Origin of the sequence: Yersinia sp. FDAARGOS_228 (assembly GCF_002073315.2) — a bacterium.
GTDB classification, from domain to species: Bacteria; Pseudomonadota; Gammaproteobacteria; order Enterobacterales; family Enterobacteriaceae; genus Yersinia; species Yersinia intermedia.
This window is the reverse complement of the sequence record NZ_CP020409.2, coordinates 3592437-3612633: the sequence shown is the minus strand read 5'-3', so window position 1 is coordinate 3612633 and position 20197 is coordinate 3592437. Positions and strand designations below refer to the sequence as shown.

Sequence of the window (20197 nt, the reverse complement as noted above, 5' to 3'; positions counted from 1 at the left end):
ATATCACCGTTTCTATTTTATTAATGTAGGTCTTCTTATGCCAGGACTTCAGTTAAAAAAACGGCCACTGAGCCGTTATTTAAAAGATTATAAGCACGGCCAAACCCATTGTTCACATTGTCATAAAGAACTTGACCGTATGGCGTTGGTTTTCCGTGGACAAATCATTAATAAAGAAGCTATCTCCGGTATGGATCAGCCTATTGACGATCAAGTCTGGTCAAAACTTCAGCATGAGTTGACCGCATTATGTCGTTTTTGCAGCGAAATATATTGTAATAGCACGCCAGGTTACTTTGATATTATGGCGTTCAAGCAGTATTTATTTGAACAAACTGAGATGAGCCACAGTACAGTTCGCGAATATGTTGTGCGCTTACGTCGTCTGGATGAAATGTTGGTTGCCACTAATTATCCGGCAGAAAAGTTTGCTAGTGAAACTATGCATCAGCGCATTATTGATGAATTGCCTAATGCGGCGCATAACAATTATCGTATTGCTTTGCGTAAATATGATCAGTATTTAGAATGGCAAAAAAATTACTGAGACTTACGGGGGCATTCAGGTAGTTGAGAAAACTCTGTATTTTTATTAACGACACCTTGTGTGCAATGCAAAACCCACCAGTCATTATTTTACGCCCGGCAAGGTTCCTCGTGCCGGGTTAATACCCTTCACTCTGTACGCTGTAGGAGGGTTAGCAACCCTTGCTCACGTAAGTGACTTTCTGAGTTAAGCATTATCAATGCTGCCTTCTGCCGCTCGCAATCGATGAGTATCGTCTATTTATCCCGCATCTTACGTTATTCCCCTGTGTTATCGTCAACGACATCTATAATAAAAATAAGTGATTATTCGTGTTACATCTGATAAATCTATATTTCCCCTTGGTGCTTGTAGCCGTAGGGTGGCTAGTTACGTTGACTTATCCGAATCATTCGTTTGCTACCTACCAGTACGCCAAGTTCTTTGGGCAACAGTTGACTTATTAATTCCCCTGGGGGAAACGTGACGTTTCAACACAAACTGGCGCAATTTCCGCGTCTGGATCTGGTCGGTAACGCGACGCCATTGGAAAAACTATCTCGACTCTCCGATTATCTGGGGCGCGAAATTTATATCAAGCGTGATGATGTAACACCTCTGGCATTAGGGGGGAACAAATTACGTAAGTTAGAGTTTTTGGCCGCAGATGCGTTGAGTCAGGGGGCGGATACACTGGTTACCGCAGGCGCTATTCAGTCTAATCACGTTCGCCAAACGGCGGCAGTCGCGGCGAAATTAGGGCTGCGCTGTGTCGCATTGCTTGAGAATCCAATTGGCACGACTCAGGAAAATTATCTGACCAACGGCAATCGGTTGCTGTTGGATTTATTTAACGTTGATGTGGTGATGTGCGACGGGTTACATGACCCGAACCAACAACTGGCAGAGTTGGCAACTCGTCTGGAGGCTCAGGGCTTTCGGCCATACGTGGTGCCAGTTGGCGGTTCTAATGCCTTAGGCGCTTTGGGTTACGTGCAATGTGCATTAGAAATTGCGGCTCAGTCGGCCGGGAATGTTGCCTTTAGCTCGGTGGTTGTGGCATCGGGCAGTGCAGGTACCCATGCAGGTTTGGCGGTAGGGTTACAACAGTTATTGCCGGATACGAAACTGATTGGGGTAACGGTATCGCGTAAAGCGGCTGAGCAACGCCCTAAAGTGGCGCATATTCAGCAAGAGTTAGCTGTGTCTCTGGGGATTACAGGAGAGCAGGCAGAAATTATCTTGTGGGATGATTATTTCGCCCCGCAGTATGGCATGCCGAACGAAGAAGGGCTGGCGGCTATTGGGTTGCTGGCAAGGCTTGAGGGTATATTGCTCGATCCGGTGTATACCGGTAAGGCGATGGCAGGCTTACTTGATGGTATTGAGCAGAATAAGTTTGTTGATGATGGTCCAATTCTGTTTATCCACACCGGTGGTGCACCAGCATTGTTTGCTTACCATCCACGGGTGTAACCTTTGGTTATGGCTTATTCCGTTTATAGCTATCGTTATTAGTTTATATTCCTTTATTCCATTAACAGCACTGATAAAGTGTTGAATATCAAAAAATAAACATGACAGTCGGGGTATTTATGGGTTTTTCAATGGTTCGTCGCCGGGTAGTTCTGGGCATGGTGGCAGTCGCACTGGCAACAGGCTTGAATGTGAAGTCTTATGCTGCAGGCGATTTGCTGAGTCAGGTCAAGGATCGAGGAACCCTGATTGTTGGGCTGGAGGGCACTTATCCGCCATTCAGTTTCCAAGGTGAAGATGGAAAACTCACTGGGTTTGAAGTGGATTTTGCCAATGCATTGGCAGAACACATGGGCGTTAAGGCCAAAATCACCCCGACTAAATGGGATGGCATGTTGGCTTCATTGGAATCCAAGCGTATTGATGTGGCGATTAACCAAGTCACCATTTCTGAAGAACGTAAGAAAAAGTATGATTTCTCAACGCCTTATACCATCTCTGGCATTCAGGTATTGACTAAAAAAGGCAATGAAGGCAACTTCACCAAGCCTGAAGATTTGGAAGGCAAAAAAGTCGGTGTTGGTTTGGGCAGCAACTATGAGCAGTGGTTACGTGACAACCTGAAAGGTGTTGATATTCGTACCTATGATGATGACCCAACTAAATATCAGGATCTGCGTGTAGGCCGTACTGATGCCATTTTGGTTGACCGTTTAGCTGCATTGGATCTGGTGAAGAAAACCGGCGGTACTCTTGCTGTTGCTGGCCCGGCGTTCGCTCGTCAAGAGTCCGGTGTGGCATTGCGTAAAAACAACCCTGAGTTGTTAGCGGCAATCAATCAGGCAATCACTGAGATGCAAAAAGATGGCACGTTGGCCAAAATCTCTGAGAAATATTTTGGTGCGGACGTAACTAAATAATGCAAGAAAGTATTCAATTGGTGCTGGATTCAGCACCATTTTTATTGAAAGGTGCCTGGTTTACCCTCCAGCTCAGTCTGGGGGGGATGTTTTTTGGTCTGGCATTAGGTTTTATGTTGGCCATGATGCGGTTATCTCGTTTCTTGCCGTTATCACTCCTTTCTCGTTTCTATGTCTCCATTTTCCGTGGCACCCCATTAATTGCCCAACTGTTTATGATCTATTATGGTCTGCCACAGTTCGGCATTGAACTGGATCCGATGCCTGCTGCATTGATCGGCTTGTCACTTAATACTGCCGCTTATACATCAGAGACATTGCGTGCCGCTATTTCGTCAATTGAAAAAGGGCAGTGGGAAGCCGCCGCCAGTATCGGTATGACGCGTTGGCAGACTCTTTATCGGGTGATATTACCGCAAGCCGGGCGCACCGCATTACCCCCGCTAGGTAACAGTTTTATCGGTCTGGTCAAAGATACCTCTTTGGCGGCAACGATCCAGGTTCCTGAACTTTTCCGGCAGGCACAATTGGTCACTTCCCGTACATTGGAAGTTTTCACTATGTATCTGGCGGCTTCGTTGATTTATTGGATTATGGCGACGTTATTGTCAGCATTACAAAATCGGCTGGAAGCCCATGTTAATCGTCAGGATCAGGAGTAGCCATGAGTGCCATAGACATTAAACAACTGACTAAACAGTTTAAAGGTCAGCAGGTGCTGCACGGTATCTCACTTGAAGTAAATAGCGGTGAAGTGGTGGCGATCATAGGGCCGAGTGGCTCAGGTAAAACGACTTTATTGCGCAGTATTAATCTGCTGGAGGTCCCTGATTCAGGGATTATTCGTGTTGGTGATATTGAGATTGATGGCAGCATACCTATCAGCAAGCAGCAACGTCAGGTGCGAGCGCTGCGCCAACAAGTCGGGTTTGTGTTTCAGAGCTTCAATTTGTTTCCACACCGTTCGGTGCTGGAGAATATTATTGAAGGGCCGGTTATTGTTAAAGGCGAAAAACGAGCTTCTGCGGAGAAACGCGCTCGTGAACTGCTGGCAAAAGTAGGGCTAAGTGGCAAGGAAGATGCTTATCCACGCCGTTTATCCGGTGGTCAGCAACAGCGGGTTGCCATAGCACGAGCATTGGCCATGCAACCACAGGTTATTCTGTTTGATGAGCCGACGTCAGCGTTGGACCCTGAACTGGTGGGGGAGGTTCTCAACACTATCCGCGCACTGGCTGAGGAAAAACGCACCATGGTTATTGTGACGCATGAAATGAGCTTTGCCAGAGATGTGGCTGATAGGGCGATTTTTATGGACCATGGGCGGATTGTTGAACAAGGCCCAGCGAAAGAGTTGTTCGCCCACCCGCAACATGAGCGTACTCGGTTATTCCTTGATAAGTTTCTGAATAATCACTGAGCAGTTTTCTTGCGACGTTATAACCAAACCTATTGAAGTATGGGGGCATTTTGCCCCCAATTTTATCAAGCAATGCTACAAAAAAGCCTCCAACTTAAGGCGGAGCGCGGTGGCTTTAACCTCTTTCATCTGCCCATGGCCCGGTAATACTTTTTGTTCAACCGTGACTAAACCGGCCTTTTCCAAAATGGCTACATCACGAGTAACAGCACTGCGATCCCTTTTTAAACGTGTTGAAAGGGAGGTGATTGAGCCGGGGTACATTTTTACCGCCCGCAGTAGGACAATACGCGCAGCACTTAATGTCCTAACCATCTCTAAGGGATCTTCAAAAGTAATCGTGTGTTCTTCTGGCAAGGCTTTCCCCGCATCCGCCAAGGCTGCAAGTTGCTTGCCTCGTTTGAAAAAATCACCTTCCGTTGCTGTTTTGATGACAAGTTTGTCCATTAACTTCTCCTTAGTGAAGTCCAATCCTTCTGAAAGCAATCCTCTATCTGTTCAAAACTGACAAAATCAACTGTTTCAATACCGCCTAAGTAATGGCGATGGTGAAAACCATGCGCGTTGTCATAACCCACTACGCGGCCATTATCACCCTGTGATAAATGGTGATTGATATAGGCTAAATTATAGCGGGTGATAGTACCAACCCGGTTAGCCCATATTTCACGGCGTAATTGACCATTACCCCGTCGCTTAGCAATTTGATGAGTCTCATCGACAATTTTTTATCAGACATGAATATTATTATCACTCCTGGAAGGGTTTGTACATAAGATCTTCACTAAGAAGAAAGCTAGGGACGTATGCAGTCCAGTAATTTGTCAGGATTAATAATGGGTTAGTTAGAGGGAAACACTCAAGAGAACGATAGGCAATGTGCGAGAGGCTGCCAGAACAAAATAGTTTCATACCCATTTTACATCAGGGAATGCGGCACATATCGAATACTATCCCGCCAGTTGCTACCCAAGTCTGCGTAAAGAATAAGGCCCCGCAGGACCTTATTGGTGAGTCGTGATTCAGCATTACATGTGCGAAAAGGCGTGTGCTTATTAAGCTAGCCGATGGTCATCAGGCTGGCATTTCCTCCCGCTGCGGCGGTATTCACACTCAATGAGTGCTCAATTAGCAGGCGTTCCAGCAGTATATTTGTTTCACCACGGGCGAAGCCCTGTACCGAGACAATTGGCCCCTCAATTTGAGCTATCTGCTCACACAAGGTGCGCAATTGATCCGCATCACCGTGATAGATAACGGCATCAAACGGTACGTTAGCGGTTTGCCAGTCATGGGTAAGGGTAATTCGGGATTGCACTACCGCAGGTAATTGGCGTAACAGATCCTTTTGTATCCCTTGTTCTGGCCATAAGATCTCACAGCCAATTGCCAGGACGGCTGCCAGTTGTATTAGAGCATCAGCGTCATTATCCGCCAGGCAAAGAACACGCTCACGTGGTAGTAGGGTATAACTGTTGCGTTCACCGGTTGGCCCTGGCAACAATTGGATGGTCCCACTTTGTGCCAGTTCGCCATAGCGCTGCGCCAAGGGTACTAATTCACCGTATTGTTGTTTGTCAGCCCATTGTATTAGGGCGCGATGGGCTATTTGTAATGCTTCGCGACCCGCCATATTCTGTGGTTGCTCAATATTTTGATGTGCCAGCGTATTAAGAACCGCATCTTCTGGGCGGCTGCACAACAGGCGATACAGATACAGTGGACCACCGGCTTTAGGGCCGGTTCCTGACAACCCTTCACCACCAAAAGGTTGTACGCCAACCACCGCCCCGACCATATTGCGGTTAACGTAGAGGTTGCCTACTTTCGCTTTTTCAGTGACTTGAGCGATAGTTTCATCAATACGGGTGTGAATGCCCAAAGTTAATCCATAGCCAGATGCGTTGATTTGATCGACTAAGGAACTCAGGTCCTGACGTTGGAAACGCACGACATGCAGTACCGGCCCAAAGATCTCTTTTTTCAACTCATCAAAGCTATCCAGTTCTATTAATGTTGGCTTAATAAAGGTACCGCGTTGCCACTCTGTCTCGTCCTGACTGTTGGTGCGGGCAGCCTGGTAAACTTTACGCCCTTTGGCGCGCATGGCCTGAATATGGCGCTCAATCCCGGCTTTCGCCTCGGCATCAATCACCGGCCCGATATCCGTGGACAGGCGTTCTGGATTACCCATCCGGCACTCTGCCATCGCGCCGCGTAACATTTGCAATGTGTGCTCAGCAACATCCTCCTGAATACACAGAATGCGCAAAGCCGAGCAACGTTGACCCGCGCTGTCAAAGGCTGAAGCGACGACATCAGTCACCACTTGTTCCGTCAATGCAGAGGAATCAACAATCATGGCATTGAGACCGCCGGTTTCGGCAATCAATGGTGTTGGGCGGCCTTGGGGGTCAAGACGGCCTGCAATACTGCGCTGCAAAATGGCGGCGACTTCGGTTGAACCGGTAAACATCACGCCGCGCACACGGTTATCATTGACCAGCGTCGCCCCGACACTGTCGCCTCGTCCAGGTAACAGTTGCAGCACGCCTTGAGGAATGCCGGCCTCTAGCAGGATACGTACAGCCTGAGCGGCGATCAGTGGCGTTTGTTCTGCCGGTTTTGCCAATACACTGTTACCGGCAGCTAATGCTGCGGCAATCTGGCCGGTAAATATTGCCAACGGGAAGTTCCACGGGCTGATACAAACCACAGGGCCAAGAGGGCGGTGGCTATCATTGGAGAAATCGTTTCGTACCATTCCAGCATAATAGTGCAGGAAATCAACAGCTTCACGTACTTCTGCAATGGCATTACTGAAGGTTTTACCCGCCTCTCGTACCAGTATCCCCATCAATGCTTGCATCTGACTTTCCATCAGCTCAGCGGCGCGAACTAAAATAGCCGCACGTTCGGCTGGTGGCGTTGCAAACCATATAGCCCCGGCGCTGCCAGCTACATCCAGTGCACGACTGACTTCTACTCCCGTTGTTTCACGAACGTAGCCGACGATATCAGTAGGTTCTGCCGGGTTGATAACCGCTTGTTCTGTTAGGTTATCAAGCACTATACCGCTATCACTCTCTGCGCCAATGATGGGTTCTGCACGCCATATCTGGCTGGCACTGGTGAGTAGGGCGCTGGAGAGTGAAGCCAGACGATGTTCGTTCGCTAAATCTAACCCGCTGGAATTAGCGCGATCTTTACCGTATAACTCGCGTGGTAACGGGATCCGTGGATGAGGTAAACCGAGCTGTCCTTCACTTGCGGCGATGGCTTCAACAGCACTAACGGGATCTGCGACCAGCTCATCCAGTGGCAACGTGGCATCGGCAATGCGGTTTACAAACGACGTGTTGGCCCCATTCTCCAGCAGGCGGCGTACCAGATACGCCAGTAAGGTTTCGTGGGTACCTACCGGAGCATAGATGCGGCATGGGCGATTAAGCTTGCCATCGGCAACTTTTCCGACAACCTGTTCATACAGCGGTTCCCCCATGCCATGCAGGCATTGGAACTCATACTGGCCGGGGTAATAATTTTGCCCGGCAAGATGGTAGATGGCAGATAAGGTATGTGCGTTATGAGTGGCAAATTGTGGGTAAATCAGATTGGGTACGGCCAGTAATTTGCGTGCGCAAGCCAGATAAGAAACATCGGTATATACCTTACGGGTATAAACCGGATAACCTTCCAATCCATCAACTTGAGCGCGTTTAATTTCGCTGTCCCAGTATGCGCCTTTGACTAAGCGAATCATCAGCCGGCGGCGGCTGCGCTGGGCCATATCTATCACAGCATCAATAGTGGCGGGGCAACGTTTTTGGTATGCTTGAATGACAAAGCCGATACCGTTCCAACCCGCCAATTTTGGTTCGAAACAGAGTTTTTCCAGCAGATCGAGGGAGATTTCCAGACGATCGGCTTCTTCTGCATCAATGTTAATACCGATGTCATACTGCCGCGCTTGTAAGGTCAGCGATAATAGCCGTGGATACAACTCATCCATTACCCGTTCATATTGGGCACGACTATAGCGAGGGTGCAGGGCAGATAGCTTAATTGAGATGCCCGGCCCTTCATAGATACCTCGGCCATTTGAGGCTTTGCCAATAGCATGGATTGCTTGCTGATAAGAGAGCAGATAAGCCTGAGCATCAACCTCTGTCAGTGCCGCTTCACCCAGCATATCGTAAGAGTAACGGAACCCTTTATCTTCCAGTTTGTTCGCGTTCGCCAATGCTTCGGCAATGGTTTCACCGGTCACAAATTGCTCGCCCATCAGGCGCATAGCCATATCCACACCTTTGCGGATTAATGGCTCACCACCTTTACCAATAATACGATTTAATGAACCGGAGAGCTTAGCCTCATTATGAGTAGAAACCAGATGGCCGGTAAAGAGCAGCCCCCAGGTCGCCGCATTAACAAACATCGATGGGCTGCGCCCCAGATGAGAGTGCCAGTTACCGTTGCTAATTTTATCGCGGATCAGTGCATCACGAGTGGGTTTGTCAGGAATACGCAGCAGCGCTTCTGCGAGGCACATCAATGCCACGCCTTCCTGTGAAGAGAGGGAGAACTCTTGCAGTAAACCTTGCACGATACCCGCGCGGCCATTGGTACTTTTCTGATTACGTAACTTCTCGGCAATGGAATAGGCCAGTTTGTGTGTTTCTTGTGCTAAATCTGCCGGTAAACGAGCCTGTTCCAATAACATCGGAATGGCTTCAGTTTCTGGGCGGCGATAGGCCGCAGTGATGGCCGCTCGAATAACGGACTGCGGCAACACTTGCTCCGCAAAATCTAAAAATGGTTGGTGGGCGCTTTCAGTGACTTGCGGCATAATATCGTCCGCTTCTGCGATAGGGGTCACATGCGTTGTTGGCAGCTCGGGTAGCACACTGCCATTTTCCAGTCTTTCCAAATAGTTAAAAATGGCCTGCTTAATCAGCCAGTGTGGTGTGCGGTCGATACGCTGTGCTGCGCCCTTGATACGGTCGCGTGTTGCTTCATCGAGTTTCACGCCCATTGTGGTGCTACCCATGCTGTCCGGCTCCTTTTAATAAGGGTGATTATGATTTGATTCCTGACAATATCAGGCATGTTGCAACTTTGTGCAACTGTGTTAAATCAGGGCGTGAATGAAGTGTGAATTGCGTCTTGTTTTTAACAATTAAGGGGAGTGACGGATTATTCGGATATTATGTTTGATAGAGGCTAATGCTAACAATAGTAGGAAAGATGAGGCATTAACCTTAGGTGTAACTCATTTTTCAATGGAAGGTGTAACTTCCAACATGGCTTAATGTGATGTGGCGTGAATTTTTTGTAAAAAATTTGTTTAATTTGTTGTGGGTGAGGAAACTCCTCCACTAGGATAGCAACCGCGAGATAGCCGCTCGCCAGCGAATAGTTGCGCTGGTAGTTTATCTGAGGTTCTACATTCATCTCTGGTGCCACTCAGTGTCACGTTCCGACGATCCAGAGTGAATACATGACACCGCACTGAGCGGAAAGAACTCAAAATAGCGGGATATATTAAAACGATAATACGCACTATGGAGACGTTGCATGACCATGAATACACCAATGCTGGTGACTTTTTTAGTTTACATTTTTGGGATGATATTTATTGGCCTCATGGCCTACCGGGCCACTAATAACTTTGATGATTATATTTTGGGCGGGCGGAGTTTAGGCAGTGTTGTGACTGCATTATCTGCTGGTGCTTCTGATATGAGTGGTTGGTTATTAATGGGGCTACCAGGGGCCATTTTCCTATCAGGTATTTCCGAGAGTTGGATAGCCATTGGTTTAACGATTGGTGCTTATCTTAACTGGAAGTTGGTTGCAGGTCGTTTGCGGGTCCATACCGAAGCCAATGATAATGCTCTGACATTACCGGATTATTTCACTAGCCGTTTTGAAGATAAGAGTAAATTACTGCGAGTGATATCAGCCGTAGTTATTTTAGTCTTCTTTACTATTTATTGTGCTTCAGGGATCGTTGCCGGTGCGCGTTTATTCGAAAGCACGTTTGATATGAGCTACGGCACTGCATTGTGGGCAGGTGCTGCCGCAACCATCGCTTATACCTTTATTGGCGGCTTCCTCGCGGTAAGCTGGACGGATACTGTGCAAGCGACGCTGATGATTTTTGCTCTGATCCTGACCCCGATTATCGTTATTCTGGCCGTGGGCGGTATCGACACTTCCGTGATGATCATTGCCGCGAAAAATCCCGCGAATATCGATATGTTTAAAGGGCTGAATCTGGTTGCTATCCTCTCTCTACTTGGTTGGGGATTGGGTTATTTTGGTCAGCCACATATTCTGGCGCGTTTTATGGCCGCAGACTCTCACCGTACCATTCGTAGCGCCCGCCGTATCAGCATGACCTGGATGATCCTCTGTCTGGCGGGGACCATTGCAGTCGGCTTCTTTGGTATTGCTTACTTTGAAAACCATCCTGAGCAAGCAGGGAACGTGAGCCAGAATGGTGAGCGTGTCTTCATCGAACTGGCTAAATTACTGTTCAACCCATGGATTGCTGGTATTTTATTGTCCGCCATTCTTGCGGCAGTGATGAGTACCTTAAGCTGCCAGTTGCTGGTGTGTTCTAGTGCGTTGACCGAAGATCTGTACAAAGCATTCTTGCGTAAAAAGGCCAGCCAGAAAGAGTTAGTATGGGTAGGTCGTGCCATGGTGTTATTGGTGGCATTGATAGCTATCGCACTGGCAGCGAACCCTGATAACCGGGTTCTTGGTTTGGTTAGCTATGCATGGGCAGGTTTTGGTGCTGCATTTGGTCCAGTCGTTCTTATCTCAGTGATATGGCCGCGAATGACTCGTAATGGTGCGCTGGTGGGGATGTTGATCGGCGCGATTACAGTTATCGTCTGGAAGCAATATGCCTGGTTAGGCTTGTATGAAATTATCCCTGGTTTCTTATTTGCGAGTATCGCCATTGTGGTGGTGAGCTTGCTGGGGCGTGAGCCAAGTAACACCATTACAGAACGTTTCCATAATGCCGAAGCGGAGTTTAAAACCGTTTAATAGCCTGCACGGGTTGTTATTAATCGTTTTTACGTTTGCTTAATATCGCCTCCTGTTACACAGGAGGCTTTTTTTTGCTGGAAATTTCACCTGATGCCGCTAAACCGACGAAGAGAACAGTGTGATGTGAAAATTCATATCATAATGAATTTACTCGTTATTTAACTTGACGGAAACAACTTGCCACAGTTTGTTTAACAATATTCTTATTCAGCCACTTGAATTTCTTTTTTCCAGAATGATAATCACTATCGTTCTTAGTTTTACTTTTCTTTACGTAAATTGACGCTACTTATAATTACACCTTTATACCCATATCCAGCGCAGGGGTGCTTAGTATGTTTGTCCCATTTCTTATTATGTTTCGTGAAGGGCTGGAAGCCGCGCTGATTGTTAGTTTGATCGCCAGTTATCTTAAACGTACTCAACGCGGTCACTGGATGGGGGCGGTGTGGATTGGCGTGATAACAGCGGCAGCGCTGTGCCTGGCTATCGGCATCTTTATTAATGAAACCACCGGTGAGTTTCCGCAGAAACAGCAAGAGCTGTTTGAAGGCATTATTGCGGTGGTCGCAGTTTGCATTTTAACTTATATGGTGTTCTGGATGCGCAAGGTATCCAAATCAGTCAAAGTCCATTTGGAAGGGGCAATTGATCATGCACTTAATTCAGGCCGTAGTCAGGGCTGGGCATTAGTGGCGATGGTCTTTTTTGCTGTCGCCCGAGAAGGGCTTGAATCCGTGTTCTTCTTACTGGCGGCTTTCCAGCAAGATGTTGGGATTGGTGCACCTATTGGCGCAATACTTGGCCTGGCCTGCGCTATTTTGGTGGGCATGGCGATCTACTGGGGTGGCGTTAAGTTGCATCTGGCTAAATTCTTCAAATGGACCAGCCTATTCATTCTGTTTGTCGCCGCAGGCTTGGCCGCCGGAGCCATTAGAGCTTTCCATGAAGCCGGTCTGTGGAATCATTTTCAGGATATCGCATTCGATTTGACTAATGTGCTCTCCACGCACTCATTACTTGGCACCTTCCTTGAAGGCATGTTTGGCTATCAGGAGGCTCCGACAGTCAGTGAAGTCGCAGCCTATTTTATCTACCTGCTTCCGGCGCTGATCCTATTTTTCCTTCCACCACGCACCACTGCAGCCACAACTGCCTCTGTTGCGCGGAAAACTAACCAATAATTCAGGGATTTTCACATGTCTAACCGGTTCTTCCGTCGCACCGCCTTGCACGCTGCACTATTGGCACTACCTGTTGTTGCTAGCAACGTACATGCGGCTGATATTCCACAAATTAAAATTACCGTTAACGACAAGCAGTGTGAGCCAATGGTGCTGTCTGTTCCTGCCGGTAAAACTCAATTTATTGTTCATAATGCCAGCCAGAAAGGGCTGGAGTGGGAGATCCTCAAAGGCGTTATGGTGGTTGAGGAGCGTGAAAATATTGCACCGGGCTTTACTCAGAAGATGACGGCTAATCTGGAGCCGGGTGAATACGATATGACCTGCGGTTTACTCAGCAATCCGAAAGGCAAATTGACTGTGACTGCGGCAGGGGATCAGACTGCGGTAAAACCAGATGCGATGGCATTGGTTGGGCCGATTGCAGAATACAAAGTCTATGTGACACAAGAAGTTGCCCAATTAGTGACGCAAACTAAAGCTTTTACTGATGCAATCAAGAAAGGCGATCTGGCTCTGGCCCGTAAGTTGTATGCGCCAACCCGCCAGCATTATGAGCGCATCGAACCTATTGCTGAATTGTTCTCAGATTTGGATGGCAGTATCGATGCTCGTGAAGACGATTTTGAGCAGAAAGCTGCTGATCCTAAATTTACCGGTTTCCACCGTTTAGAGAAGATCCTGTTTGGTGACAACACCACCAAAGGTGCGGATAAATTTGCCGACCAACTGTATAAGGACACCCTTGAACTACAACAGCGCATTAGTGGCCTGACATTTGCGCCAAATAAAGTGGTCGGCGGTGCTGCGGGCTTAATCGAAGAGGTTGCGGCCAGCAAAATCAGTGGTGAAGAAGACCGTTACAGCCGTACTGACTTGTGGGATTTCCAGGCTAACGTTGATGGTGCACAGAAAATTGTTAATCTGCTGCGGCCATTGCTGGAAAAAGCCGATCAACCGCTGCTGCAAAAAATTGATGCTAATTTCAAAACCGTCGATAGCGTATTGGCAAAATATCGTACGAAAGCGGGTTATGAGTCTTACGAGAAATTAACTGATGCTGATCGCAATGCCATGAAGGGCCCGATTACGGCACTGGCGGAAGACCTTGCTCAGCTTCGTGGCGTATTAGGTTTGGATTGAGGCGTTCAGATGAGTAAGAAAACCGGCCCGCAACACGGGCCGTATCCACATGATAACGGGGCGGCCTTGCTGTCCCGCCGGCGTTTATTGCTGGGTATGGGCATGATGAGTGGCACTTTGGCGCTTGGTGGGGCAAAAATAGCCCGTGCCGCTGATTGCCCGGCACCTGAAGCCGCGCTTGCGCAAGATGAACGCTGGCAGAAGCAGCCCTTTTATGGTCAGCATCAGTCAGGGGTATTAACCCCACAGCAAGCGGCCATGATGCTGGTAGCGTTTGATGTACTGGCCACCGATAAGGCGGCTTTGACCCGATTATTCAAACTGCTGACTGAGCGACTGGCCTTCCTGACCAGTGGCGGGCATGCACCTTCGGTGAATGCCAAATTACCCCCGCTGGACTCTGGGATCATGGGGCCGGAAATTTACCCGGATAACCTGACCATCACAGTTTCTGTCGGGGATTCCTTGTTTGATGAGCGGTTTGGTTTGCAGGGGCAAAAACCCCTACGGCTACAAAAAATGGCGCGTTTCCCCAATGATTCACTGGATGCAGGCTTGTGCCATGGTGATATCTTGCTGCAAATTTGTGCCAATACTAATGAAACAGTGATTCATGCGCTACGCGACATTATCAAGCACTCGCCGGACTTACTCAGCGTAAGGTGGAAGCGTGAAGGCTTTATTTCCGCTCATGCGGCCCGCAGTAAAGGCAAAGAAACACCAATCAATTTGTTGGGCTTTAAAGACGGTACGGCAAACCCGAAAACCAGTGATAAGCCATTGATCAATCAAGTGGTATGGGTTCAGAGCAATATGGGGGAGCCTGCGTGGGCCGTCGGTGGTAGTTATCAGGCTGCGCGGATTATTCGCTTTAAAGTGGAGTTCTGGGATCGCACACCGTTACAAGAACAGCAAACCATCTTTGGCCGTGATAAACACAGCGGTGCGCCCTTGGGTAGCATACATGAACATGATGAGCCGGATTACACCAAAGATCCCGATGGCAATGTGATTAAGCTGGATGCACATATTCGGCTGGCAAATCCGCGTACCGCGGAAACCCAGAATAACCTGATGTTACGCCGTGGCTACAGTTACTCGCTGGGGGTGTCAAATTCAGGGCAACTGGACATGGGCTTACTGTTTATCTGCTATCAATCTGATTTGGAAAAGGCGTTCCTGACAGTACAAAAGCGCTTGAATGGTGAGGCGCTAGAAGAGTATGTCAAGCCGATCGGTGGGGGATATTTCTTCGTTTTGCCAGGGGTGACTGATGCTAACCACTATCTGGCTCAAGGGCTGCTTGAAGCCTAAATCTGTTTAATGAGCAAATGAGAGCACCGCTTTTATGCGGTGCTTTTTTTATTACCAGACAGCAGTATCTGTGCTCAAAGCAGATTAGAACGCTGTTTACGAAACCCGAGGCGAGGCCAGATATCGAGCAAAACTAACCGCTGTAGCATCAAGTCCAAAGAGAATTAGCTTACCAGTTTGGCGGTAATTTTCGCTACATGCTCACCCTGGAACCGGGCAATGGCAAGCTCTTCAGCACTTGGCTGACGGGAACCATCACCACCGGCAATAGTTGTTGCGCCATATGGAGTGCCGCCACGGGTTTGTGAAACATCAAATAACTCTTTGGCCCCATAACCGATTGGCACGATGATAAAACCGTGATGGGCTAGTGTGGTCCACGTGGAGGTGATGGTGTGCTCTTGCCCGCCGCCAGTACCGGTGGAGGAGAACACACTGGCAACTTTGCCGAACAGTGCGCCAGAAGCCCATAGCCCGCCGGTTTGATCAAGGAAGGTGCGCATTTGCCCTGCCATATTACCGAAACGGGTTGGCGTACCAAAAATGATACCATCGTAATCTGCCAGTTCTTGCGGCGTCGCGACCGGGGCTTGTTGGTTAGTTTTGCCGCCTGCGTTGGCGAAAGCGTCTGGCGGCATGGTTTCAGGGACCCGTTTGATGGTCACTTCAACGCCGTTAACTTTTTTGGCACCTTCGGCAATCGCACTGGCAAGTGTCTCGATATGCCCATACATGGAATAGTAAAGCACTAAAATTTTCGCCATCTCGCTATGCTCCAATCAAATTTATTGAATAATGCTGATGATGTAATCATAGTCGCTGCTAATGACACCTATTAACCATACGCCAATACAATCAGGCTGCAACTTATTAGTCGAGTGGGAAGTGCATAGGTTATGAGATAACCTTCTCTTTCTGCTGATTTTTTAGTGCAATATCATTACAGATTACGTAACTTTTTTTGTAAGCGTTTTTGCTGCCAGCGCTCTACCCAATTGCCTAGCAAAAACTGATTTATTGCCCGCAGACACAGCGGAATACTTAGCCCTAGGACTACCCACCAGGCCCACATATAGCCAGGTGAAGTAAACCAATTGATAGCAAACAGTACCGCACACAGGATAACCGCCCGCAGCAACTGCCGCACGAAAGCCATTTCATCCTCAACCGCTTTGCGGGCATCAATGACGCGCTGGTCAACGGCTTGCGATGGGGTATCTTGTTCCTGAGAAGCATGTGGGCAATACAGTTCACCGACTTTCAGATCCATGACTGCTGCAATGGCACTCAGTGTTTCCAGACTGGCTTGTTCACCATTCTCTATGCGTTGAATCGTGCGCACACTCAAACTACAAAGCTCAGCCAATTGTTCTTGTGACCAGGCCCGGGCCAACCGTAATTCACGAATACGATACAGGTTCATACAAAGTTTCCTATGAGGTTTGAAGTGATATCAACAAACCTATGCCTAAGCCCTCGTCACTGCCACGACAGCAGCATGACATGTTCCCGACTCCTATCTGACAGTGTTACCACGACTTATTTAACTGACGCTTGTGAGCATTTCACCGTATTGCGTCACCTCTCCAGTATAAAACGTCTTAACGCTCTTGATTGAGCTTTTTGGCACAATAACAGAGCGTTATGGCACAATGTAAAAAAGCCTGTTTGCGTAAGCTACTCACTTACCTCATAGGAGAACCATCATGAAAAAAATAGCACTGTCTCTGGCGATTATCGCAGTATCGTTATCTGCTCAGGCACAAACCTTCAGCGTCAAAAGTAGCGATATGTCTGAAGGTAAGCCTTTACAAACCCAGCAGGTTTTTAACGGATTTGGCTGTGAGGGCGGGAATCAATCGCCACAGCTTTCATGGCAGGGCGCGCCAGCAGGAACCAAAAGTTTCGCCATAACCGCTTATGATCCTGATGCACCAACGGGGAGTGGCTGGTGGCATTGGACGGTGGTAAATATACCCGCCGATGTTCATTCATTGGCAACTAACGCTGGGCAGAGCAAAAATGGCACGTTACCTGTTGGTGCCGTTCAGGGGCGTAATGACTTTGGCTATGCGGGATTCGGGGGGGCTTGCCCACCAGTAGGGGATAAACCCCATCGCTATCAGTTCACGGTGTGGGCATTGAAAACCGATAAGTTACCTCTCAATAGCGACGCCAGTGGTGCATTGGTGGGGTTTATGCTCAACAGTAATGTGATTTCGAAAGCGCAACTGGTGGCCACCTATAGTCGCTAATTATTAACCCAAGAGCAGAAAGTATGCAGCAGATAAATCATAGCCAGATGGTCATCTCCAGCGCTGAAATTGTTGCCCGCCGGGCGCATACGTTGCATCAGGTCACGGTGTTTGCACCTGCACTGTGCCATGTCCGTCAGGGCAGTAAATTGGTGCAATGGGGGGCTCAGGCAGCGAGTGCCGGCCAGTCGTCGCTGATTTTGTTTCCTGCCGGTGCCGAAGTCAGTATCGCTAATACCCCGGAACGTGGGCATTACTGTTCTGATATGGTCTATCTGCCGCAAAGTTTATTACGCCGGTTTCGCCACTGGTACGGTGCCTTGGCGGTGACGCCAGCGCCTGCGCCATCGTTATGTGTTCCTCTGGATATCCATACTCGCCTTGCGTGGGATAGCTTATTACTCAATGTGAAGGGGCATGCGCCGGATGCACTATTACAGCATGCAGCTATGGGGGTTTTATTGGCACTTTATTTAGCCGGGCAGGCAGGGGTGCTATTAATCGACCGCCGGGATAAATGGGCGGAACAGGTACAACAAGTTTTACTGCTCGATCCGGCACGCAACTGGAGTGTGAGTGACGTCGCCCGCTCTTTGCATATTGGGGATTCAACTTTGCGGCGCAAACTGATGCAAGAAGATCGCAGTTTCCGCATGATTTTAGAGGAAGTCCGTATGGGGTGTGCGTTACATGCGTTGCAAACCACCTCACTTTCGATCGGCGAGATTGCCGCACAACACGGTTATATTTCACCGTCCCGTTTTACGTCGCGTTTTCAGCAGCATTTTGGCTTAACGCCACGCCGATTACGCGAAGCAATTACGACAGCGTAAGTCTGTAGGTAAAAAGCTGACTCCCGCGCCGGGAGTCAACTGATGATAATAAAGCAACCGCTATACCTGATGATGGCGACTTACTGATTACGATTGTCGTACAAGTAGGTTCTGCGTTTTTTCAAGATGATATAACCAATGGTCAGAATGACAAACCACAGCGGTGTCACCATCAGCGCTTGGCGGGTATCACTTTCCAAGGTTAATAGCACCAAGACAAAGGCAAAGAACGCCATGCATACCCATGACATGAAAATACCGGCTGGCATTTTGTAGATGGATTTTTTATGCAACGCCGGGCGTCTTTTGCGATACACCAAGTAAGAGCAAAGGATAATGGTCCAAACGAACATAAACAAAATCGCTGAAACCGTGGTGACCAGTGTAAAGACAGTCATTACGTTCGGGATTAGGTAAATGAGAACCACACCGCCTAGCAAACAGATACAAGAGAATGTCAGGCCAGATGCAGGGACGGAACGGCGCGACAGCTTACCAAATTGCTTTGGAGCATCACCTTCTTTTGCCAAACCGAACAACATCCGGCTGGTAGAAAATACCCCGCTGTTAGCTGACGACGCCGCCGAGGTCAGGACCACAAAGTTGATCACACTCGCAGCGGCGGGTAACCCGACCAGAACGAATAACTCAACAAACGGGCTTTTATCAGCAACCACTGAACTCCATGGCGTTACTGACATAATCATAATCAATGAGAAAACATAGAACATGATGATGCGGATAGGGATGGAGTTGATAGCACGCGGTAATACCACTTCAGGATCTTTGGTTTCAGCGGCGGTGGTGCCAACTAACTCAATACCAACAAAAGCAAAAACGGCGATCTGGAAGCCCGCAAAGAACCCACTGATTCCTTTCGGGAACATCCCGCCATCATTCCATAAATGGGTAAATGACGCGGTGGTACCCGAAGGGGAGTGATAACTCATTAACACCATGGTTAAGCCGGCAAAGATCAGCGCCACGATTGCCACAATTTTAATCATGGCAAACCAGAACTCCATTTCACCGAACATTTTCACCGTGGCCAAATTCAGTGATAGCAACAGTAAAACTACTAGCAATGAGGCAACCCACTGGGAGAACCCGGGGAACCAAAACTGGGCGTAAGCCGTGATGGCAACCACGTCAGCAATACCGGTGATGACCCAACAAAACCAGTAGGTCCAGCCGGTGAAAAAACCTGCCCAAGGGCCGAGTAAGTCGGCAGCAAAATCACTGAATGATTTATATTTCAGATTCGATAGCAGCAGCTCACCCATAGCCCGCATCACGAAAAACAGCATAAAACCGATTATCATATAAACGAAAATAATCGACGGCCCGGCAAGGCTGATGGTTTTACCCGATCCCATAAACAATCCGGTACCTATAGCCCCACCAATAGCAATTAGCTGGATATGGCGGTTGGAGAGGCTCCGTTGAAGGTGCTCTTCAGGTTCCGGCAACTGTTCTGCCACTATTTTGGATTGGTCTACCATCTTTCCCATTCCCTCTTCCTGTATTTGTGAAGTTGTTGAGCTCTATGTTGGCTCTTTGGTCTTAGCATGTCTGTCTGTCTGTCTGTCTGTCTGTCTGTCTTTTGGATTTTTTGTATGCTTTAAGTACAATCAGTGAATTATTTAATATCTTCGCAACAATAATTACACAATACGCCTCGTTTTCCAGTGTTTATATTTCACACACTGAATTTTGTTAAGTTCATCACAGCATCTGGAATTACAACATGAAGTTACATAACTAACAATAATCGTAAAGGACAGATGAATAAATAATCTCCAGAGAGGGATATAAAACAGTATAAACAGAAAAATCTGATGAAATGTTTGACAGCCAAGGCTAACAGGAGAATAATTAACGCCGTTGGGTCGTTAGCTCAGTTGGTAGAGCAGTTGACTCTTAATCAATTGGTCGCAGGTTCGAACCCTGCACGACCCACCAACAAACACATAAATATCAATAAATTACAAAACCCTCAGTTAAAACCCCCAAAAGTAGTGGCGACAAAATGGCGACAGAAATCTGTGGCAATGGCGATAT

The 20197-nt window shown here is 48.1% G+C and carries 17 protein-coding genes and 1 tRNA gene; 12 read left to right on the top strand and 6 right to left on the bottom strand.

The genetic code is table 11. The annotated features are described in order from the left end of the window. The first annotated feature begins 37 nt into the window (after positions 1 to 37). The 5 genes from fliZ to tcyN all read left to right on the top strand — a co-directional run bounded on the left by fliZ (position 38) and on the right by tcyN (position 4342). Positions 38 to 547, top strand: coding sequence for a flagella biosynthesis regulatory protein FliZ (gene fliZ, locus A6J67_RS16780; RefSeq protein WP_005189397.1), 510 nt, complete (start codon positions 38 to 40; stop codon positions 545 to 547). A gap of 462 nt (positions 548 to 1009) precedes the next feature. Continuing rightward, on the top strand, positions 1010 to 2002 hold the full coding sequence (locus A6J67_RS16775) for a D-cysteine desulfhydrase (protein WP_005189399.1): 993 nt from the start codon (positions 1010 to 1012) through the stop codon (positions 2000 to 2002). 119 nt (positions 2003 to 2121) lie between these two features. Beyond that, complete coding sequence (gene tcyJ / locus A6J67_RS16770; RefSeq protein ID WP_042569601.1) at positions 2122 to 2922, top strand: cystine ABC transporter substrate-binding protein; 801 nt, start codon at positions 2122 to 2124, stop codon at positions 2920 to 2922. After that, positions 2922 to 3584, top strand: a complete 663-nt coding sequence (gene tcyL, locus A6J67_RS16765; protein ID WP_005160319.1) for a cystine ABC transporter permease — start codon at positions 2922 to 2924, stop codon at positions 3582 to 3584. The genes tcyJ and tcyL overlap by 1 nt, the downstream gene beginning before the upstream one ends. A 2-nt stretch (positions 3585 to 3586) precedes the next feature. Next, a complete protein-coding gene (gene tcyN, locus A6J67_RS16760) occupies positions 3587 to 4342 on the top strand; it encodes an L-cystine ABC transporter ATP-binding protein TcyN (protein ID WP_005189402.1) in 756 nt (251 codons plus the stop codon). Positions 4343 to 4417: 75 nt separating this feature from the next. Here the strand turns inward: tcyN and A6J67_RS16755 are convergent, their stop codons facing one another. The 3 genes from A6J67_RS16755 to putA form a co-directional block, all read right to left on the bottom strand. After that, positions 4418 to 4789 carry a hypothetical protein gene (locus A6J67_RS16755; protein ID WP_005189404.1) on the bottom strand — a complete coding sequence of 124 codons (372 nt, stop codon included), beginning with the start codon at positions 4787 to 4789 and terminating at the stop codon, positions 4418 to 4420. Further along, entirely contained in the window at positions 4789 to 5067 is a 279-nt protein-coding gene (locus tag A6J67_RS16750; protein WP_071843543.1) for a DUF6516 family protein, read from the bottom strand. Before A6J67_RS16750 ends, A6J67_RS16755 begins: the two co-directional genes overlap by 1 nt. Positions 5068 to 5402: 335 nt before the next feature. Next, positions 5403 to 9392, bottom strand: a complete 3990-nt coding sequence (gene putA, locus A6J67_RS16745) for a trifunctional transcriptional regulator/proline dehydrogenase/L-glutamate gamma-semialdehyde dehydrogenase (RefSeq protein ID WP_080608298.1) — start codon at positions 9390 to 9392, stop codon at positions 5403 to 5405. Between the two features lie 527 nt (positions 9393 to 9919). Between putA and putP the strand changes: the two genes are divergently transcribed. The 4 genes from putP to efeB all read left to right on the top strand — a co-directional run bounded on the left by putP (position 9920) and on the right by efeB (position 15048). After that, on the top strand, positions 9920 to 11404 hold the full coding sequence (gene putP / locus A6J67_RS16740; RefSeq protein ID WP_042569603.1) for a sodium/proline symporter PutP: 1485 nt from the start codon (positions 9920 to 9922) through the stop codon (positions 11402 to 11404). A 338-nt stretch (positions 11405 to 11742) separates the two neighbouring features. Continuing rightward, positions 11743 to 12591: an iron uptake transporter permease EfeU gene (gene efeU, locus A6J67_RS16735; RefSeq protein ID WP_032907163.1), complete on the top strand. Its 849-nt coding sequence runs from the start codon at positions 11743 to 11745 to the stop codon at positions 12589 to 12591. A 15-nt stretch (positions 12592 to 12606) separates the two neighbouring features. Further along, positions 12607 to 13734 carry an iron uptake system protein EfeO gene (gene efeO, locus A6J67_RS16730; RefSeq protein ID WP_005189427.1) on the top strand — a complete coding sequence of 376 codons (1128 nt, stop codon included), beginning with the start codon at positions 12607 to 12609 and terminating at the stop codon, positions 13732 to 13734. A gap of 9 nt (positions 13735 to 13743) precedes the next feature. Then, positions 13744 to 15048 carry an iron uptake transporter deferrochelatase/peroxidase subunit gene (gene efeB / locus A6J67_RS16725; RefSeq protein ID WP_005189430.1) on the top strand — a complete coding sequence of 435 codons (1305 nt, stop codon included), beginning with the start codon at positions 13744 to 13746 and terminating at the stop codon, positions 15046 to 15048. Positions 15049 to 15212: 164 nt separating this feature from the next. On the opposite strand, the gene wrbA is transcribed toward efeB, so the two are convergent. Beyond that, a complete protein-coding gene (gene wrbA, locus A6J67_RS16720) occupies positions 15213 to 15812 on the bottom strand; it encodes an NAD(P)H:quinone oxidoreductase (protein ID WP_005189433.1) in 600 nt (199 codons plus the stop codon). Positions 15813 to 15988: 176 nt separating this feature from the next. After that, the gene (locus A6J67_RS16715) at positions 15989 to 16471 is read right to left on the bottom strand and encodes a helix-turn-helix domain-containing protein (RefSeq protein ID WP_005189436.1); all 483 of its coding nucleotides are present in this window, start codon (positions 16469 to 16471) and stop codon (positions 15989 to 15991) included. Between the two features lie 283 nt (positions 16472 to 16754). On the opposite strand from A6J67_RS16715, the gene A6J67_RS16710 reads away from it, so the two are divergent. Next, positions 16755 to 17303: a kinase inhibitor gene (locus A6J67_RS16710; RefSeq protein ID WP_005189438.1), complete on the top strand. Its 549-nt coding sequence runs from the start codon at positions 16755 to 16757 to the stop codon at positions 17301 to 17303. A 23-nt stretch (positions 17304 to 17326) separates the two neighbouring features. Beyond that, positions 17327 to 18136, top strand: coding sequence for a helix-turn-helix transcriptional regulator (locus tag A6J67_RS16705; RefSeq protein WP_005189441.1), 810 nt, complete (start codon positions 17327 to 17329; stop codon positions 18134 to 18136). Positions 18137 to 18216: 80 nt separating this feature from the next. Here A6J67_RS16705 and cycA read toward each other — a convergent pair whose 3' ends face one another. Beyond that, on the bottom strand, positions 18217 to 19638 hold the full coding sequence (gene cycA / locus A6J67_RS16700; protein WP_186004461.1) for a D-serine/D-alanine/glycine transporter: 1422 nt from the start codon (positions 19636 to 19638) through the stop codon (positions 18217 to 18219). A 384-nt stretch (positions 19639 to 20022) separates the two neighbouring features. On the opposite strand from cycA, the gene A6J67_RS16695 reads away from it, so the two are divergent. Beyond that, positions 20023 to 20098 (top strand) — tRNA-Lys (locus A6J67_RS16695). Positions 20099 to 20197 lie beyond the last annotated feature (99 nt).